Origin of the sequence: Gordonia alkanivorans (assembly GCF_004011905.1) — a bacterium.
Classification (GTDB): Bacteria; Actinomycetota; Actinomycetes; order Mycobacteriales; family Mycobacteriaceae; genus Gordonia; species Gordonia alkanivorans.
Genome location: NZ_CP027114.1, coordinates 3,233,867 through 3,251,997, shown reverse-complemented (window position 1 = coordinate 3,251,997; position 18,131 = coordinate 3,233,867). Strand labels below are relative to the sequence as shown.

Here is an 18,131-nt window from a genome sequence, read left to right as displayed (position 1 = left end):
GTTCGGACGTTCTCAGAGCAGCCGGACCACGTTGGGCATCGCACCGTTGGTGCGCAGGGGCGACACCTTGACGACGGAGCCGGACTGCGGGGCCTCGACCATCTTGTTGTCACCGAGGTAGAGCGCTACGTGCTGGCTCGCGTTCGGGCCGTAGAAGATCATGTCGCCGCGACGCATCTGCGAGAGCGGGAAGTGCGGTCCCGAGGTGTACTGGTAGCCCGTGTAGTGCGGCAGTTCGATGCCGACACCGGCGAAGGCGTAGATCATCAGACCCGAGCAGTCGAAGCCGACCTTGCGGTAGTCGCCGTAGCTGTCGGCGACGCCGCCGTCGCGGATGCCCTGCGTCGGACCGTTGACGTCGCCTCCACCCCAGGCATAGGTGACGCCCAGCTGCGACAGTGCACGGTTGACGACGATCTCGACCGCCTGTGGGCCGCGCAGACCCGGCCGCACCATGCCGCCGGAGCCGCCACCGCCGCCGGAGCCGCCGAACAGGGAGCCGAGGCTTCCCGAACCCAGCCGGGAGCTCAGGCTGTCGTTGCCGCTGCTGCCGGTGAGGTCCATGCCTCCGAGGCCGAGCTCGTTGAGGAGTTCGGACTGCGGAAGCCGCTGCTCGCCGATGATCGTCGAGAGCATCTGCGAACCCATGTCGAGGCCCATGCCGAGAGCCGCGGAACCCACGTCGACGGCGATCCGGGCGGCGGCACGCGCCGCGATCGCGAGCAGTTCGTTGTCGGAGACGTTGGTCGTCGGCAGGTCCGGGAGGGTCGGGGCCGCCGGGAAGATGTTCTTCAGCAGGTCACGGGTCGACGGTCCGGCGGCCTGCTTCTTGGGCACGTATCCGCGGATCGAGTCGATCTTCTTCTGCACGCGATCACGCTTGGCGACCAGCGAGGACTTGCGCTCCTGCTGGTCGGCGATGGCGGTCTTGGCCTCGGTGACCGCGCTCAGTGCGTCACGCTTGCGCTGATCGGCGCTCTTGGCGGCGAACGCCGCCTGCCGCCGGGTCGCCTCGACCGCGGCGAGGCGGTTGGCCTTCTGGTTGCGGGCGACCTGGAGACGACGGATGGTCTCCTGCTGCTTCTTGCCGACCTGGTCGAGAAGCTTCATCCGGTCGAGGACCGCCTGGGGGTCCGGGGACGCGACGTAGTTCGACATCGAACCCTGCTCCGGGCCCTGCTGATACGCGAGTCGGACGAAGTTGTCGAAGGCCTTCTGCGCCTCGGTGACGGCCTGGCCGGCGCGGTCGAGCTCGGTGCGCGCGCCGCGGGCGGCGACGGTCGCCAGCCGCCGCTGGGCGAGCGAGTTCTGAAAGTCGACAATCGCGCGGTTGACGTTCTCCTGCCGGACCGCGAGTGCCTCGTCGAGGTCGGCGATGTCCTGGTTCACCGAGGCGATCTCGTTGATCAGCCCGCTCACCGGCGACTCGGGCGCCTTCTTCGGGGTCGCGACGGCATGACCGGCGCCGACCGCACAGATGAGAACGGCAGCCATGGCCGCCGTGACGCGCGCCGGCCAGGACGCACCTGTTCTAAGTCGCCTCACCTGAACTCCTCGCGGTTCCTTCCGAGGACCTGTCCGATCCCCGGATGTCGATCGAACGGCCGCTGTGGGCCGCCCCGACCACACCCTGAACATTCGTCGCATCCGCCCCTGCAGGAAACACAGGTCACACATGCGACATCAGAACCGTACGTCACATCAACCACACGAGAAAACCGGAAATTATGAATTACAAAGAGGTGATTACCTGGGAAAATGCTGTGAACTGCAGATAGTTCACCACCATGGCCCAGGTCTCGAATTCGCAACAAACCGGTAGACGAACCGGATCGGGCGCCACACGACGACGCCGGCGCCGCCGTACCGCGGGAAGCGGTCGTCAGCGACGCCCGGGTACGACCAGATGAGAGGTCAGGTGGAGGCCGACGAGTCGGCCGGGGTCGCGTCGCGAGGGGCGTCCGCGTCGTCGGACGACGCGGTACCCGCCCCGGTGGGGGTCACGGGACCGAGCGCACCGGTCACGGCCGCCGCGCGGGCGCGCCGCGTGCGGAATCGCGCACCGACCGCACCGAGGACGACGACGAGGATGAGGAGCAGACCGACGACGGTCCAATCGATGTGCGAATCGGTCATCGAGTCGACCATCTGCCGGGCCGCCCCGGGCGGGTCGGTCAGGGTCAGGTTCTGCGTCGCCTGCTCCTGGATGACGCGGCTGAACTCCGGCGAGGAGCTGCCCACCGAGTTCGGTCCGAGGACGATGACGGTGCCGCCGACCTGCTCCTGGAGTTGATTGGCGATGTCGCGGTAGAGGCTGAACCGAGGCTGGACCTGGTCGACGACCACGAAGCTGAAGTCCTGGCCCTTACTCTTGGCGTACTCGATGACCTCGAGCATCGCCGGGACCTGCTCAGGCGTGGCGCCGGCGACCCCGTCGTCGGCGATGTCGCGCGACAGTTGCGCCATGTCGACGCCGACGAGCCCGGTGAGTTCGGTGTTCTCCGCGGGTGCGGCCAGCACCATCATCGTCGGCTCGGGACCCATCTGTCCTCACCCCTGTCTGTCGGTAACACCCCGCGGCGAGCAAAGCGGACGCTCGCCGGACTTCGACCTGCACGGTACGACACAATGGTCTCGTCCGGGTATTCGCCCACAGCGTGAGTCGTCGACGGCGTGTCGTCGACACCCCGCTTGGACAGTACGCACGTACTGTTAGACTGGACGATGTTGTCGCGGGTCGCCTCGCGGACATCCGATGGCACCGGTGCAGCCCGCCGGGTTCAGAAATTCATCGAGCATTGCCGACGCAGCCCGTCGGTACACGAGGAGAGTGGATTTAGACGTGAGTATCAATTCCTTCGGCGCCCGCGGCACGCTGGACGTCGGCGACAACAGCTACGAGATCTACCGCCTGAACGCCGTCAAGGGCGCCGAGAAACTCCCCTACGCCCTCAAGGTGCTGACCGAGAACCTCCTCCGTACCGAGGACGGCGCCAACATCACCAAGGAACACATCGAGGCCCTGGCGAACTGGGATCCGAGTGCCGAACCGAGCATCGAGATCCAGTTCACGCCGGCCCGCGTGATCATGCAGGACTTCACCGGCGTGCCCTGCATCGTGGACCTCACCACGATGCGCGACGCCGTCAAGGAGCTCGGCGGTGACCCGGACAAGGTCAACCCGCTCGCGCCCGCCGAGATGGTCATCGACCACTCCGTGATCATCGAGGCCTTCGGCAACGCCCAGGCCTTCGAGCGCAACGTCGAGATCGAGTACCAGCGCAACGAGGAGCGCTACAAGTTCCTCCGCTGGGGCCAGGGCGCCTTCGACGACTTCCGCGTCGTTCCGCCGGGCACCGGCATCGTCCACCAGGTCAACATCGAGCACCTCGCGCGTTCGATCATGGTCCGTGACGGCGTCGCCTACCCCGACACCTGCATCGGCACCGACTCGCACACCACGATGGAGAACGGTCTCGGCGTCCTGGGCTGGGGCGTCGGCGGTATCGAGGCCGAGGCCGCGATGCTCGGCCAGCCGGTCTCGATGCTCATCCCCCGCGTGGTCGGCTTCAAGCTGACCGGTTCCACCAAGCCCGGCGTGACCGCGACCGACGTGGTCCTCACCATCACCGAGATGCTCCGCAAGCACGGTGTGGTCGGCAAGTTCGTCGAGTTCTACGGCAACGGCGTCGCCGAGGTGCCGCTGGCCAACCGCGCCACCATCGGCAACATGAGCCCCGAGTTCGGTTCGACCTGTGCGATGTTCCCCATCGACGAAGAGACCGTGAAGTACCTGCGGCTCACCGGCCGCAGCGAGGAGACGCTCGCCCTCGTGGAGGCCTACGCCAAAGAACAGGGCATGTGGCTGGAGAAGGACGCCGAGGAGGCCGTGTACTCGGAGTACCTCGAGCTCGATCTCGCCGAAGTCGTCCCGTCGATCGCCGGTCCCAAGCGCCCGCAGGACCGCATCGAACTGTGGGACGCCAAGAACGCCTTCCGCAAGGACATCCACAACTACGTCGAGAACGGCAACAGCCCGGCTCACACCAAGCTCGACGAGGCCGTCGAGGAGACCTTCCCGGCCTCCGACCCCGCCACGCTGACCTTCGCCGACGATGACGCGGAGCCCCTGCACTCGGCCGCCAACGGCGCCGAGGGCCGCCCGACCAACCCGGTGCGCGTGGACTCCGAAGAGCGCGGCTCGATGATCCTCGACCACGGCATCGTGACCATCGCGTCGATCACCAGCTGCACCAACACCTCCAACCCGTCGGTCATGCTCGGCGCCGCGCTGCTCGCCAAGAAGGCGGTCGAGAAGGGCCTGACCTCCAAGCCGTGGGTCAAGACCTCGATGGCTCCCGGTTCGCAGGTCGTCACCGGCTACTACGAGAAGGCCGGTCTGTGGCCCTACCTGGAGAAGCTCGGCTTCTACCTGGTCGGCTACGGCTGCACCACCTGCATCGGCAACTCGGGTCCGCTGCCCGAGGAGATCTCGAAGGCGATCAACGACAACGACCTGACCGCCACCGCGGTGCTCTCGGGCAACCGTAACTTCGAGGGTCGCATCAACCCCGACGTGAAGATGAACTACCTGGCGTCGCCGCCGCTGGTCATCGCCTACGCCCTCGCCGGCACGATGGACTTCGACTTCGAGAACGACCCGCTGGGCAAGGACACCGACGGCAACGACGTCTTCCTCAAGGACATCTGGCCGACCAACGAGGAGATCGAGGCGACCATCGCCTCGTCGATCTCGCCGGAGCAGTACGCCGCCGACTACGCCGACGTCTTCAAGGGCGACGAGCGCTGGCAGAACCTGCCCACCCCGTCGGGCAAGACCTTCGAGTGGGACGAGAAGTCCACCTACGTGCGGAAGCCTCCGTACTTCGAGGGCATGCAGCTCGAGCCGTCGCCCGTCTCCGACATCAAGGGCGCTCGCGTCCTCGCAAAGCTCGGCGACTCGGTGACCACCGACCACATCTCCCCCGCGTCGACGATCAAGCCCGGCACCCCCGCCGCGCAGTACCTCGACGCCAACGGTGTGGCTCGCAAGGACTACAACTCGCTGGGCGCCCGTCGTGGCAACCACGAGGTGATGATCCGCTCGACCTTCGGCAACATCCGCCTGCAGAACCAGCTGCTCGACGGTGTGTCCGGTGGTTACACCCGCGACTTCACCCAGGAGGGTGCACCGCAGTCGTTCATCTACGACGCCGCGCAGAACTACGCCGAGCAGAACATCCCGCTCGTCGTCCTCGGCGGCAAGGAGTACGGCACCGGTTCGTCGCGCGACTGGGCGGCCAAGGGCACCAGCCTGCTGGGCGTCAAGGCGGTCATCACCGAGAGCTTCGAGCGCATCCACCGCTCGAACCTGATCGGCATGGGCGTCATCCCGCTGCAGTTCCCCGAGGGTGAGTCGCACAAGTCGCTGGGCCTCGACGGCACGGAGACCTTCGACATCGCCGGTATCGAGGAACTCAACGAGGGCAAGACCCCGAAGACCGTGCACGTCACCGCCACCAAGGAGGACGGCTCGAAGGTGGAGTTCGATGCGAAGGTCCGCATCGACACCCCCGGCGAAGCCGATTACTACCGCAACGGAGGCATCCTGCAGTACGTGCTGCGGAACATGATCAACGGCTGACAAGGAGCACGCGACGTGCCCAAGGTCAGTGATGACCGCCTTGCCGCGCGTCGTCGGGAGATTCTCGACGGCGCGCGGCATTGCTTCGCGGAGTACGGATACGACGGTGCGACCGTCAAGAGGATCGAGGAGTCCACGGGCCTGTCCCGTGGCGCGATCTTCCACCACTACCGGGACAAGGAGGCGCTCTTCCTCGCGCTCGCGCATGAGGACGCCGAGCGGATGGCGGATGTCGCCGCCGAAGAGGGTCTGGTGCAGGTCATGCGTGACATGCTCACGCGGCCGGAGGATTTCGACTGGCTCGGCACTCGCCTCGAGATCGCGCGAAAGTTGCGTACCGACAACAGCTTCCGGGCTGAGTGGATGGCCCGGTCGGCCGAACTCGAACAAGCCACCCTCAGGCGTCTCGAACGAGGCCGCCAGGCCGGGCGCCTCCGCGACGACGTCCCCACCGACGTCCTGTTGAAGTACCTCGACCTCGTTCTCGACGGACTGATCACCCGACTGGCGTCGGGTCAGCCCACCGACGACCTGCACGAGGTCCTCGACCTCGTCGAGGAATCGGTGCGGGCCAAGGACTGACCTGGCTCAACCCGCAGTCAGCAGCCGAACGATCTCTGTCATCGACCGGCCCGCCGACAACCGATAGGCACGAACCGCGTCGTCCCCCGTGAGCTGGACGACCGGTTCGCCGCTTGTCGTCCACCTCGGCTCCCCGAACACGCCCGCGCCCATGGGCTTCAGATCCGGCGCCGGCACTACGGGGTCATCCGGGACCGGGGGCAGGCCCCGGACCTGTCGCGCCCGCTGTCCCACCGCAGCGACCAGCCAGCATTCGGCAACCGCGGCGGGTCGGATCGATGACAGGAATCTGTTCTGTCCGCAGTCGGTGACGGTCATGGTGTCGGACCGCCGGACCCGCCACGATGATCCGAACAGATCGAACCGTGCCATCCGATCGTTGTGCAGGTCGAATACGGCGCCGAGTTCGTGCAACGCCGCCGCGCATACGACCGTGAGACACCGCGCTCGGATCTCCCGCTCCCGACGGCGCTCCTCCTCTTCGCGCCGTCGGTCGCCGATCGGGCGGTACTCGCGTTCGAGATCGGTGAAGTGCGCTTCGGCGCCGTCGGCGAGACGACGGTGCAACCACGCCGGATCGATCTGCCGGAAGTACCGGTAGAAGATCTGGCGCGGCACGTTGTCCGCGGTCACCGGAAGATCGTCGACGAGCATCTGTACGCCGTGGTCGACAGACCAGACGGCGACGACCAGCTCGTCGACGACCGCCAACCAGGACCAACCACGGGAACCGACCTCGGGTGCGGCCGCTTCGAGGACGACACTCAGTGCCGTACCGGCAGTGAGTGTCATCCGACGCGCGTGGGACTCGACGTCATCGCCCATCGCCACACTGCTGCGGTCCACATCGATCTCCAGCGAAGCCCCCATTGGCGCGAGTGTATTCGCCGAACACGATCCGCCACCCAGGCGATCCCCAGGCGCAGGGCGGTCGCTTGTAGTGTTTGACCGGTACGTGGTGATTCATCCCACACCATCGGTGATCGGTAAGGCCTTCCTTACCTTAGTTGGTCAGCTAGGGTTCCAGCGGCGGGTCGGTCGCAGCGCTGCGGCTGGGAGAGGCCGGTTTCACGACCACAGTGTTCGAACGTGGCCGCCGCTGGCCGATCCGCCCCGACGGCGATACCTTCGCCGCCTTCTCCAGCCCCGACAAACGCGCCGCCTGGTTCGGCAACAGAGCCGGCGCGAACAGCGCCACGGCCATCCCCGTCGAGCCCTACCCGGGCGTGCTGGACCACGTGGTCGGCAACGGCATCGAGGCGGTCTAAGGGGCCGGCGTCGGCGGCGGTTCGCTGGTTTTCGGATCCTTCACCCCGGTCCCCCGGCGTCAGGACTTCGAGCACATCTTCCCGGCCGCGGCGAACTACTCCGAGCTCCTCTCGACCTACTATCCGCGCGCCAAGAGGACCCTCGGCGTCTCACCGATGCCGGCCGACATCCTCAGGCACCCCAACTATGTCGGGCCCAGGTCCTGGCTGAAGGTGATCGCGCGTTACGGCGCCACCCCGCACTTCTTCGATTTCGCGATCGACTGGGACATCGTGCGCGCCGAGATGGCGGGCCGTAAACGCCCGTCGGTCATCGTCGGCGAGTTGAGCTACGGCGTGAACAGCGGCGCCAAGAAGTCGACCGACCGGACCTACCTCGCCGCCGCCGAGCGGACGGGCAACGTCACCATCAAGCCGATGCACGAGGTCTTCGACATCCGACCGCGCGCACGCCGGGCGGGATTCGTCGTCACCGTCCGGGTCCGCGACGAGCAGGGTCGCACCATCCGGACGGTAACCGCCGAAGCCGATCACCTCTTCGTGGCGGCGGGTTCGTTCCACACCACCCGCATGCTCGTCGAGGCCCGGGCGAGAGGCACTCTGCCCCGGCTCTCCCCCCGTATCGGCGACGGGTTCGGGACCAATGGCGACTTCCTGATGATCCGCACCAACCCGTCCGACGATTTCGGACTGGTCCAGGGCGGACCGGGGTACGCGCGAATCTACGAGGACCGTCTCACCGAGACGCCGATGTCGATGGTCTATCAGGCCACTCCGCTTCCGGCGCCCCTGGGCAAGGCCGGGACCACCCACCTCGTACAGACCCACACCGACGAACGCGGCACGGTCGACTTCGACCACGCGAGCCGGACGGCGAAGCTGAACTATCCGTTTCCGGAGGGACGCAACAAGGTCGACCGCCAGGCGGCCGCCTTCGTCGGGAAGTTCCACCAGCGCACCGAGGCACGCCACGGCCGTCCCGCGAACGGCGTCCCGATCTACACCCGCGCCGTCGGATTCGGTTCGGCGGGTACGTACCACGGGCTCGGTGGCGTCGTGATGGGAGACGCGGCATCGATGGACGGGGCGGTCCGCGGTTACGGCAACCTCTACGTCGTCGACGGCTCGTTCGTACCGGGTGCCGTGGGCCTGGTGAACCCGGCGCTGACGATCACGGCACTCGCCGAACGCACGATGGATCGGTTCCTGGCGAACCACTGAGCACAACTCGGGTCGTCCTCACAAGGCAGTGAGATCGGCCGGGAGGCCTAGGGTACTGTGACACACAACACCCCGAACGATCGTTAGATAACGGACGTTCGGGGTGAACGTTCCCTTCGTCTGAGGAGTGCACCCTTGTTCCCTGGAGTCTTCGCCAAGTCCACTCCGGACAAGCCCGCCGTCATCCGTGCCGCCACCGGCGAACAGCTGACCTACCGTCAGCTCGACGAGAACTCGACGCGGCTCGCCAACTACCTGGAGTCGCTGGGTCTCGAGCGCGGCGACACCATTGCGGTGGTGTCCGCCAACGATCTCCATGTCTTCGAGGTGTACTGGGCGGCACTGCGCAGCGGCCTGTACGTGACCGCGGTCAACAGCCACCTCACCGCGGCCGAGACCAACTACATCCTCGACGACTGCAACGCCCAGGTGCTGTTCGCCGGCGCCTCGGTCGCCGACGCCGTCTCGCGGTCGGGCGAGGTCGAGGCCCTCACCGGCACCGGCCGTCGTCTCGTGTGGGGCGGTGACCTCGAGGGCTTCGACAGCTACGACAAGGTCCTGGCCAACGCGTCCGCGGAACCTCGCGCCGATCAGCCGCGCGGTACCGACATGCTCTACTCCTCGGGCACCACCGGCCGCCCCAAGGGCATCAAGACCCCGATGCCCGACGGCCAGGTGGATCAGGTCCCCGACATGTACACAGCCATCTTCGCGCCGATGTACGGGTTCGACGACTCGTCGGTGTATCTGTCCCCCGCTCCCCTGTATCACGCTGCGCCGCTGCGCTATTGCGGCATGACCAACTCGGTCGGCGGCACGGTGGTCATGCTCGACCGCTTCGAGCCGGAGGCCGCACTCGCGGCGATCCAGAACCACAAGGTGACCCACAGCCAGTGGGTACCCACCATGTTCATCCGCATGCTGAAGCTCCCCGAGGAGGTCCGCAACTCCTACGACGTCAGCAGCCTCAAGATCGCCGTCCACGCCGCGGCGCCCTGCCCGGTCGAGGTGAAGAAGGCGATGATCGAGTGGTGGGGTCCAGTCATCCACGAGTACTACGCGTCCACCGAGGCCGCCGGCGCCACCTTCATCGGGCCGCAGGAGGCCCTCGACCACCCGGGTTCGGTCGGCAAGCCGCTGCTCGGCGTGGTCCACATCTGCGACGAGGACGGCAAGGAACTCCCGGTCGGCGAGGTCGGACAGGTCTTCTTCGAACGCGAGGACGTCGCCTTCCGGTACCACAACGATCCGGAGAAGACCCGCAAGGCCCAGCACCCGGAACACGAGAACTGGTCCACCACAGGCGATGTGGGCTACGTCGACGACGAGGGCTACCTGTACCTCACCGATCGCAAGGCCTTCATGATCATCTCCGGCGGCGTGAACATCTACCCGCAGGAGGCCGAGAACGTCCTCATCAACCATCCGGCGGTCTTCGACGTCGCGGTGATCGGTGTTCCCGACCCGGATCTCGGTGAGGTCGTCAAGGCGTGTGTCCAGCTCGCCGATGGTCGTGAGCCCTCCGACGAACTGGCCGATGAGCTCATCGCGTTCACCAAGGACAGCATCGCCGCCTACAAGGCACCGCGGTCGGTGGACTTCGTCGACGAGCTGCCGCGCACACCGACCGGCAAGCTGGTCAAGGGCGAACTGCGCAAGAAGTACTGGCCCGCAGGCTAGTTCACGATCCCTCAGGGAGCTGCCGCGCCACCGCTCCCTGAGGTGCGAGCGGAGCGAGCCACGAAGGGTCTGGCGACGTCGTCTCACCAGGCCTTCGTGGCTCGTCGCTTGCGCTCCTCGCACCTCAGGCAGCGAGGATTGTGTCGCTTCTTTCAATCAGCCAGCAAGGGGGTCAGGCGAGCTCGATGATCTCCTGGTACTCGTCGCTCCAGTGGTCCTCGGTGCCGTCGGGCAGGAGGATCACCCGCTGCGGATCGAGTGCCGCGGCGGCGCCGGGGTCGTGGGTCACGAGGACCACGGCCCCGGTGTAGCTGCGCAGGGCGTCGAGCACCTGTTCGCGTGACACCGGATCGAGGTTGTTCGTCGGTTCGTCGAGGAGCAGCACGTTGGCGGCCGACGACACCAGACCGGCCAGGGTGAGACGGGTCTTCTCACCACCGGACAGGGTGCCGGCGGGCTGGTCGAGTTGCGCACCGCTGAACATGAACGCGCCCAACAGTCCCCGCAGGTCCTGCTCACCCGCATCCGGCGCGGCGTGGCGGATGTTCTCCCACACCGTGGCCTGGTCGTCGAGGGTGTCGTGTTCCTGCGCGAAGTAGCCGACCTTCAGGCCGTAACCGGGTTCGAGTTGTCCGGTGTCCGGCTTCTCCACGCCCGCGAGCATTTTCAGGAGCGTGGTCTTACCCGCACCGTTGAGTCCGAGGACGACGACGCGACTGCCCTTGTCGATGGCGAGGTCGACGCCGGTGAAGATCTCCAGGGAGCCATAGCTCTTCGACAGTCCCGAGGCCATGAGTGGTGTCTTGCCGCAGGTGGCCGGTTCCGGGAATCGGATCCGCGCGGTGCGATCGGCCACCCGCTCCTCGTCGAGCGAGTCGATCATGCGTTCGGCGCGCTTGAGCATGTTCTGGGCGGCGGTCGCCTTGGTGGCCTTGGCGCCGAGCTTCGCGGCCTGGGCACGCAGTGCGGAGGCCTTCTTCTCGGCGTTGGCGCGTTCGCGGCGGCGACGCTGTTCGTCGGTGGCGCGCGCGTCGAGGTAGCGCTTCCAGCTCATGTTGTAGATGTCGGCCTCGCCGCGTACGGCGTCGAGGAACCACACGCGGTTCACGACGTCGGCGAGCAGCTCGACGTCGTGACTGATCACGACCAACCCGCCCTCGTGGTTCATCAGGAAGCTGCGCAGCCACGCGATCGAATCGGCGTCGAGGTGGTTGGTCGGTTCGTCGAGCAGGAGCGTCGTGTCGGACTTCCCGGAGCCGTCCGAGGCGGCGAACAGGATGCGAGCGAGCTCGATGCGACGACGCTGGCCACCCGAGAGGGTACGCAGCGGCTGGTTCAGCACGCGGTCCGGAAGACCCAGGCTGTTGCAGATGCGGGCAGCCTCGGATTCGGCGATGTAACCGCCGAGCGCGGCGAAGCGCTCCTCGAGACGTCCATAACGGGCGACGGCCTTGTCGCGCAGCTTGTCATCGGCGGCCTCGGCCATCCGCGCCTGCTGCTTCTCCATGTCGCGCAGGATCTCGTCGAGTCCGCGTGCCGACAGAACACGGTCCTTGGCGAGGACCTCCAGATCGCCCTCTTTGGGATCCTGGGGCAGGTAGCCGAGTTCACCCGAGCGCCGGACGGTGCCGGCATAGGGCTCGGTCTCCCCCGCCAGGATGCGCAGAGTCGTGGTCTTGCCGGCGCCGTTGCGGCCCACGAGGCCGATCCGGTCGCCGGGCTGGATACGGAGGGCGTCGCCGGGCGCCGATAACAGGGTCCGAGCGCCCGCTCGTACCTCCAGGTCGGTCGCGGTGATCACGACGGACCAGTCTACCGGCGCGCGTCCACTGGTTTGTCCACGAAAGGGTCGCAGACCACGCCGCGGAGTCGCCCCACGGCGACACGGTGGACCGATACGGTGGCAGACGTGACGCAATCCACAACGATTCCCCAGTCCTCGTTCCCCCAGACGTCCGACCTGACGGGGCGTTCCGCTCTGGTCACCGGCGCCAGCCGGGGCATCGGTGAGGCCATCGCCACCGAGCTCGCCCGACGCGGCGCCTCCGTCGTCATCACGAGCCGTAAGGCGGAGCCGCTCTCCGAGGCCGCCGAGCGTATCCGGGAGGCCGTGCCGTCGGCGGCGGTGACCGCGTTCGCCGCCAACACCGGGGACGCCGACGACCGGGCGGGTGCGGTCGCGGCGGCTGTCGAGCAGGGCGGGGGAATCCACATCCTGGTCAACAACACCGGGATCGCCCCGCTCGCCGGACCACTGATGGACGCCGATCTGGACGCCTACCGCAAGACCTTCGACACCAACGTCGTCGCCGCCCTCGGCTTCGTCCAGGAGGCCTACCGGGCGGGCATGAAGGACACCGGCGGCGCGGTGGTCAACATCTCCTCCGTCGCCGGTCTCCGGTCGACCGGTGTGATCGCGGCCTACGGCACGTCGAAGGCGGCGTTGATCCGGCTCACCGCGGAACTGGCGTGGGAGCTGGGCCCGAACATCCGGGTGAACGCGATCGCGCCCGCGATCGTGCGCACGAAGTTCGCCTCCGGATTGATCGCGGGCGAGAACGAGGCCCGCGCCGCCGCGGCATATCCGATGAAGCGCATCGGCGAACCCGAGGACGTCGCCCGCGCGGTCGCCTTCCTGGCCAGCGATGAGGCGGCCTGGATCACCGGCGAGACCCTCGCCGTGGACGGCGGCACGCTGGCCACGGGCGGCGCCTAGCGAGAAGGAGGCTCTCGCCGGTTCGTGGCAGGATCGAGGGCATGGCCGGCGGAGTGATCGTTCTGGGTGCGGGACCGGCCGGGCGTGCCCTGGCCCATCGGCTGCTCGCCGCCGCGGTACCGGTGACCGTCGTCGACACCCACCCCGACCGCGTCTGGCAGTCCACCTTCGCCTGCTGGTCCGACGAGCTCCCCGACTGGCTCGACCCGGCGGCGTTCGCCGCCCGCCTCGATCGCGTCGGCGTAGCCGGCACCGCTCTCGATGAAGTGGACCGCGGTTACACGGTGTTCGACACCCCCGGTCTGCAACGCTCCCTGACACTCGACGGAGCGGACATCGTCACCGACCGGGTGACCGAGGTCGACGGGGCGCGAGTACATCTCAAGTCCGGTCGGGTCCTGACCGGCGACGTGGTGGTCGACTGCCGGGGGGCGCTCACCGACGAGGCGCCCCGGCAGACCGCCTACGGCATCGTCGTCGACAAGGCCACCGCCGCACCTTTTCTCGAAGACCACGAGGCGCTGCTGATGGACTGGCGCGGCGGAATCGTCGACCGCCGGGCGCTGCCGTCGTTCCTCTATGTGGTGCCGCTCGGCGACGACGAGTACCTCCTGGAGGAGACCTGTCTGGTCGGCCTGCCGGCACTTGGTCTCGACGAGTTGAAGCGTCGGCTCGACGTCCGGCTCGGCGGGCTTCCGTCGGGTGTCCGCCGGGCCGAACGGGTGGCGTTCCCGATGACGGGGTCGTCGCCGCAGCCGTGGCGGGATCCGACGTTCCGGTTCGGTGCCGCAGGCGGTTTCAAGAATCCGACAACCGGCTACAGCGTCGCCTACTCACTGATGTGCGTCGACGACGTCGTCGCCGCGCTGGCCGCGGGGCGGGACCCGATGCCCGAGCTGTGGCCTTCCTCGGCACGCGCCGTCCACAATCTCCGTCTGCGCGGACTCAGCGTCCTGTTGCGACTCAGCCCCACCCAGACGATCGCGTTCTTCGAGGCGTTCTTCGCGATGCCGATCGAAGCGCAGCGCAGCTACCTCAGCCGGCGCGACGACCTGACCGGGACGATGGGCGCGATGACCCGGGTCATCCGGGCCGTCGACATGCGCACGCGGGCCGTCGTGGCCCGCGGGGCCATGTCCACGCCGGACTGGGCGGGGAACGACCCTCGCAGAGGGTGACGGTCAGCGCCGTCGGGCGCGCCACTGCCGGACCATGTCGTCGATGTCGATGGTGTGGGCGACGACGCTGTGCGGCATCGCGATCCGACGTGACGCCAGGTGTGCTTCTCGTACACGCCGATTGAAGTCGGTGAGGATGTCGCGGACTGCGGTCTCGTCGGCGATGTCGCGCAGCGACTCCGGGAAATCCTGTGCCTCCCGGCGCAATTGGAGCGGCGCCGGGAGGAGGGCCGAGGAATCCAGGTTCTCGTCACGGATCTTGCGCTTGACCCACCAATCGGGGTCGTCGCTGTCCGACAGGTCGAGCGGTTTGCCGGCACCCGGCAGGTCGTCGAACTCGCCGCGTTCGGCCGCCTCGCGGATCATCCGCTCGACGCGTGATTCGAACCGGTTCACATCTTCGGTTCTACTCCCCCCCCGCACCGGAGACGCTCAGCCCGCGATGCGGGCGATCAGAATCGTCCGATTGCCGCACGCGGTCTTGCGGAGGATCGACTTCACGTGGTCGTGCACCGTGTGCTCGGAGACGGACACCGCGGCGGCGATCGACCTGTTGTCCATACCTGCGCAGACACGGCCGAGCACCTCCCGCCCTCGACTGGTCAGGCCCGTCAACGCCCCTCTCGCGGGCCACGAACGGAGAGGCCGCGACCGAGGTCACGATCGAACTCGATTTCGCCGACATCGTCCACGCCAGGGCCTACGTCGGAATCCTCGAGAAGATCTGGTCCACCGCCTGTTCACGCCGAGTCAGCGACGCGCACAGCATGCCCACCGTTCACGAGGTGATCGTCGCCAAAGCGATCGATCCGGCCGCCTCGACGGCGGTCGGATCGATGTAGCGAAGCGTTCTAGACGGTGAATCCGAGCGCGCGCAGCTGCTCCCGGCCGTCGTCGGTGATCTTGTCCGGGCCCCACGGCGGCAGCCAGACCCAGTTGATCTCGAGGTCGGTACACAGACCGCTGCCGACCAGGGCGCCGCGCGACTGATCCTCGATGACGTCGGTCAGCGGACACGCCGCCGACGTGAGGGTCATGTCGATCTTCGCGACGGCCTCGTCGGTCACCTCGATGCCGTAGACGAGTCCGAGGTCGACGACGTTGATCCCCAGCTCGGGGTCGACGACGTCGCGCATCGCCTCTTCGACGTCTTCGAGGGCCGGCAGCGAGGTCGCCGGGGCGGCCGGAGTGCCGGCGGCGGTGGTGTCCGTCGCGGTCGGGTTCTCGGTGGCTGTCTCGTCACTCATGCTGACTCCGCTTCTTTCTCGTGGCTGTCGGTGTCGTGGCTGTCCACCGTCTGGGAGAGAGCGTCCTTGAACGCCATCCAGCCGAGGAGGGCGCACTTCACGCGCGCCGGGTACTTGCTGACGCCGGTGAAGGCGATGCCGTCGCCGATGACGTCCTCATCCCCCGGATCCTTACCGCGGGAGGTCATCATCGCGTTGAACGACTCGACGGTGGCGAGAGCCTCGCCGACCGACTGCCCGACGATCAGATCGTGCAGCACCGACGTCGAGGCCTGGGAGATCGAGCATCCCTGCCCGTCGTAGGACACGTCGTCGATCGTGCTGCCGTCCGCGGAGACGGCGACGCGCAGGGTCACCTCGTCGCCGCACGTCGGATTGACGTGGTGGACCTCGGTCCCGAACGGCTCGCGCAGTCCCCGACCGTGCGGATGTTTGTAGTGGTCCAGGATCACTTCCTGGTACATCTGCTCCATACGCATGCTCAGTTCACCCCGAAGAACTTCTGCGCCTTGATGATTGCTGCGGCCAGCGCGTCGACCTCGGCAGGCGTGTTGTAGACGGCGAACGATGCGCGTGCGGTCGCGGCCACACCGAACCGGCGGTGCAGCGGCCATGCGCAGTGATGGCCGACGCGGATGGCGACACCCTCGTCGTCGAGGATCTGCCCGAGGTCGTGGGCGTGGATGCCGTCGACGAGGAAGGACACCGCTCCCCCGCGGTTCTCCGCGGTGGCCGGCCCGATGATGCGCAGACCGTCGATCTCGCCGAGCCGCGTGAGCGCGTACTCGACGAGTGCATGCTCATGGGCGGCAACGGCTTCCATACCGATGGTCTGCAGGTAGCGCACCGCGGCACCGAGGCCCACGACCTGCGACGTCATCGGCACGCCCGCCTCGAAACGCTGAGGCGGCGGCGCGTAGGTCGACGCCTCCATCGTGACGGTCTCGATCATCGATCCACCGGTGATGAACGGCGGCAACGCCTCCAGGAGTTCACTCTTGCCGTACAGCGCGCCGACACCACTCGGGCCGAACATCTTGTGCCCGGAGAAGGCGGCGAAATCGACGTCCAGCGCGGTGAAGTCGACCGGCATGTGCGGCACCGACTGGCACGCGTCGAGGACGACGAGCGCGCCGACGGCCCGCGCACGGGAGACGAGTTCTCCGACATCGGCGACCGCACCGGTGACGTTCGACTGATGGGTGAACGCGATGACCTTCACCGACTCGTCGAGGGTCAGCGAGTCCACGTCGATCCGACCGTCGTCGGTCACGCCGTACCAGCGCAGTGTCGCGCCGGTCCGACGGCAGAGTTCCTGCCACGGAACCAGATTCGCGTGATGCTCGAGTTCGGTGATCACCACCGTGTCGCCGGGACCGAGTGCCGAACCGCCGAGAACCGACGTCGAGCGCGGGTCACCGAGCGTGTAGGTCACCAGGTTGAGCGCCTCGGTGGCGTTCTTGGTGAAGACGAGCTGGTCCGACGACGCCCCGACGAACCCGGCGATGACCTCGCGCGCGTCCTCATAGGCGTCGGTGGCCTCTTCGGCGAGCTGGTGGGCTCCCCGGTGCACCGCGGCATTGTGGTGGGTCAGGAAGTACCGCTCGGCGTCGAGCACCTGGACGGGACGTTGCGAGGTGGCCCCGGAGTCGAGGTACACCAACGGCTTCTCGTCACGAACGGTGCGCGACAGGATCGGGAAGTCCGCGCGCAGCGCCTCGACGTCGAGAGCGGCTGCCGCAGTTGTTGTCTCAGGTGAGAGTGTCACGTGCGTGCACCTCCAGGGGTGTTGGTTCAGCCGGCCTTGGCCGCCGAGGTGAAGCGCTCGTAACCGTTCTCCTCGAGCACATCGGCCAGCTCCGGGCCGCCGGACTCGACGACGCGTCCGTTGACGAAGACGTGGACGTAGTCGGGCTTGATGTAGCGGAGGATGCGTGTGTAGTGCGTGATCAGCAGGACGCCGCCGTTGTCGCGTTCCTTGTACCGGTTGACACCCTCGCTGACGACTCGGAGCGCGTCGACGTCGAGGCCCGAGTCGGTCTCGTCGAGGATGGCGATCTTCGGCTTGAGCAGGTCGAGCTGGAGGATCTCGTGGCGCTTCTTCTCACCACCGGAGAAGCCCTCGTTGACGCTCCGCTCGGAGAACGACGGGTCGATCTCGAGAGCGGTCATCGCCTCCTTGGTCTCCTTGACCCAGTGACGCAGCTTCGGTGCCTCGCCGCGGACGGCGGTGGCGGCGGTGCGCAGGAAGTTCGACATCGAGACGCCGGGCACCTCGACCGGATACTGCATGGCCAGGAACAGGCCTGCACGAGCACGCTCGTCGACGCTCATCTCCAGGACGTTCTCGCCGTCGAGGGTGATCGAACCGGAGGTGACCTCGTACTTGGGGTGGCCGGCGATCGCGTAGGAGAGCGTCGACTTGCCCGAACCGTTGGGGCCCATGATCGCGTGCGTCTCATCGGACTTCACGGTCAGGTCGACACCCTTGAGGATGTGGATGGGCTCGGCGTCGGCGTCGGTCTGGGCGACGTCGACGTGCAGGTCACGGATTTCCAGTGTGGTCATGTTCTGAGTTCTCTCTAACAGGCTGTG

At 67.3% G+C, this 18,131-nt stretch carries 15 protein-coding genes and 1 pseudogene; 6 read left to right on the top strand and 10 right to left on the bottom strand.

The features are described from left to right. Positions 1-12: 12 nt before the first annotated feature. Positions 13-1,545 (bottom strand): NlpC/P60 family protein, encoded by a 1,533-nt coding sequence (locus tag C5O27_RS14775; RefSeq protein WP_127963010.1) that lies wholly within the window; start codon positions 1,543-1,545, stop codon positions 13-15. A 369-nt stretch (positions 1,546-1,914) separates the two neighbouring features. Beyond that, entirely contained in the window at positions 1,915-2,544 is a 630-nt protein-coding gene (locus tag C5O27_RS14770; protein WP_006360450.1) for an Rv1476 family membrane protein, read from the bottom strand. A 298-nt stretch (positions 2,545-2,842) separates the two neighbouring features. On the opposite strand from C5O27_RS14770, the gene C5O27_RS14765 reads away from it, so the two are divergent. Further along, positions 2,843-5,644 (top strand): aconitate hydratase, encoded by a 2,802-nt coding sequence (locus C5O27_RS14765; RefSeq protein ID WP_040004350.1) that lies wholly within the window; start codon positions 2,843-2,845, stop codon positions 5,642-5,644. 15 nt (positions 5,645-5,659) lie between these two features. Then, positions 5,660-6,226, top strand: coding sequence for a TetR/AcrR family transcriptional regulator (locus tag C5O27_RS14760; RefSeq protein WP_127963009.1), 567 nt, complete (start codon positions 5,660-5,662; stop codon positions 6,224-6,226). Positions 6,227-6,232: 6 nt separating this feature from the next. On the opposite strand, the gene C5O27_RS14755 is transcribed toward C5O27_RS14760, so the two are convergent. Continuing rightward, positions 6,233-7,096, bottom strand: coding sequence for a hypothetical protein (locus C5O27_RS14755; RefSeq protein WP_035751534.1), 864 nt, complete (start codon positions 7,094-7,096; stop codon positions 6,233-6,235). A gap of 158 nt (positions 7,097-7,254) precedes the next feature. Here C5O27_RS14755 and C5O27_RS14750 point away from each other — a divergent pair. Together C5O27_RS14750 and C5O27_RS14745 are read left to right on the top strand one after the other, a co-directional pair. Next, a pseudogene (locus tag C5O27_RS14750) lies at positions 7,255-8,715 on the top strand (GMC oxidoreductase); the annotation flags it as partial. A gap of 135 nt (positions 8,716-8,850) precedes the next feature. After that, positions 8,851-10,395: an AMP-binding protein gene (locus tag C5O27_RS14745; protein WP_006360454.1), complete on the top strand. Its 1,545-nt coding sequence runs from the start codon at positions 8,851-8,853 to the stop codon at positions 10,393-10,395. A 172-nt stretch (positions 10,396-10,567) separates the two neighbouring features. On the opposite strand, the gene C5O27_RS14740 is transcribed toward C5O27_RS14745, so the two are convergent. Next, positions 10,568-12,196: an ABC-F family ATP-binding cassette domain-containing protein gene (locus tag C5O27_RS14740; protein WP_006357257.1), complete on the bottom strand. Its 1,629-nt coding sequence runs from the start codon at positions 12,194-12,196 to the stop codon at positions 10,568-10,570. A 99-nt stretch (positions 12,197-12,295) separates the two neighbouring features. Here C5O27_RS14740 and C5O27_RS14735 point away from each other — a divergent pair, with 99 nt between their 5' ends. After that, positions 12,296-13,111, top strand: coding sequence for an SDR family oxidoreductase (locus C5O27_RS14735; RefSeq protein ID WP_040003951.1), 816 nt, complete (start codon positions 12,296-12,298; stop codon positions 13,109-13,111). A gap of 41 nt (positions 13,112-13,152) precedes the next feature. Further along, positions 13,153-14,289 carry a lycopene cyclase family protein gene (locus C5O27_RS14730; RefSeq protein WP_127963008.1) on the top strand — a complete coding sequence of 379 codons (1,137 nt, stop codon included), beginning with the start codon at positions 13,153-13,155 and terminating at the stop codon, positions 14,287-14,289. A 3-nt stretch (positions 14,290-14,292) separates the two neighbouring features. Here C5O27_RS14730 and C5O27_RS14725 read toward each other — a convergent pair whose 3' ends face one another. The 6 genes from C5O27_RS14725 to sufC form a co-directional block, all read right to left on the bottom strand. Then, positions 14,293-14,685, bottom strand: a complete 393-nt coding sequence (locus C5O27_RS14725; protein WP_127963007.1) for a DnaJ family domain-containing protein — start codon at positions 14,683-14,685, stop codon at positions 14,293-14,295. 36 nt (positions 14,686-14,721) lie between these two features. After that, the gene (locus C5O27_RS14720; protein WP_269208857.1) at positions 14,722-14,904 is read right to left on the bottom strand and encodes a helix-turn-helix domain-containing protein; all 183 of its coding nucleotides are present in this window, start codon (positions 14,902-14,904) and stop codon (positions 14,722-14,724) included. A 236-nt stretch (positions 14,905-15,140) separates the two neighbouring features. Beyond that, on the bottom strand, positions 15,141-15,536 hold the full coding sequence (locus C5O27_RS14710) for a metal-sulfur cluster assembly factor (protein ID WP_006357252.1): 396 nt from the start codon (positions 15,534-15,536) through the stop codon (positions 15,141-15,143). Continuing rightward, complete coding sequence (gene sufU / locus C5O27_RS14705; RefSeq protein WP_127963006.1) at positions 15,533-16,015, bottom strand: Fe-S cluster assembly sulfur transfer protein SufU; 483 nt, start codon at positions 16,013-16,015, stop codon at positions 15,533-15,535. Before sufU ends, C5O27_RS14710 begins: the two co-directional genes overlap by 4 nt. A 2-nt stretch (positions 16,016-16,017) precedes the next feature. After that, positions 16,018-17,304 carry a cysteine desulfurase gene (locus tag C5O27_RS14700; RefSeq protein WP_127963005.1) on the bottom strand — a complete coding sequence of 429 codons (1,287 nt, stop codon included), beginning with the start codon at positions 17,302-17,304 and terminating at the stop codon, positions 16,018-16,020. Positions 17,305-17,330: 26 nt separating this feature from the next. Further along, positions 17,331-18,104 (bottom strand): Fe-S cluster assembly ATPase SufC, encoded by a 774-nt coding sequence (sufC, locus tag C5O27_RS14695; RefSeq protein WP_127963004.1) that lies wholly within the window; start codon positions 18,102-18,104, stop codon positions 17,331-17,333. Positions 18,105-18,131: the final 27 nt, after the last annotated feature.

Bases quoted from the DNA above. Each gene is read 5' to 3' on its own strand.
- C5O27_RS14730 (WP_127963008.1), top strand. From the start codon at position 13,153: ATGGCCGGCGGAGTGATCGTTCTGGGTGCGGGACCGGCCGGGCGTGCC.
- C5O27_RS14770 (WP_006360450.1), bottom strand. From the start codon at position 2,544: ATGGGTCCCGAGCCGACGATGATGGTGCTGGCCGCACCCGCGGAGAAC.
- sufU (WP_127963006.1), bottom strand. From the start codon at position 16,015: ATGCGTATGGAGCAGATGTACCAGGAAGTGATCCTGGACCACTACAAA.
- C5O27_RS14710 (WP_006357252.1), bottom strand. From the start codon at position 15,536: ATGAGTGACGAGACAGCCACCGAGAACCCGACCGCGACGGACACCACC.
- sufC (WP_127963004.1), bottom strand. From the start codon at position 18,104: ATGACCACACTGGAAATCCGTGACCTGCACGTCGACGTCGCCCAGACC.
- C5O27_RS14755 (WP_035751534.1), bottom strand. From the start codon at position 7,096: ATGGGGGCTTCGCTGGAGATCGATGTGGACCGCAGCAGTGTGGCGATG.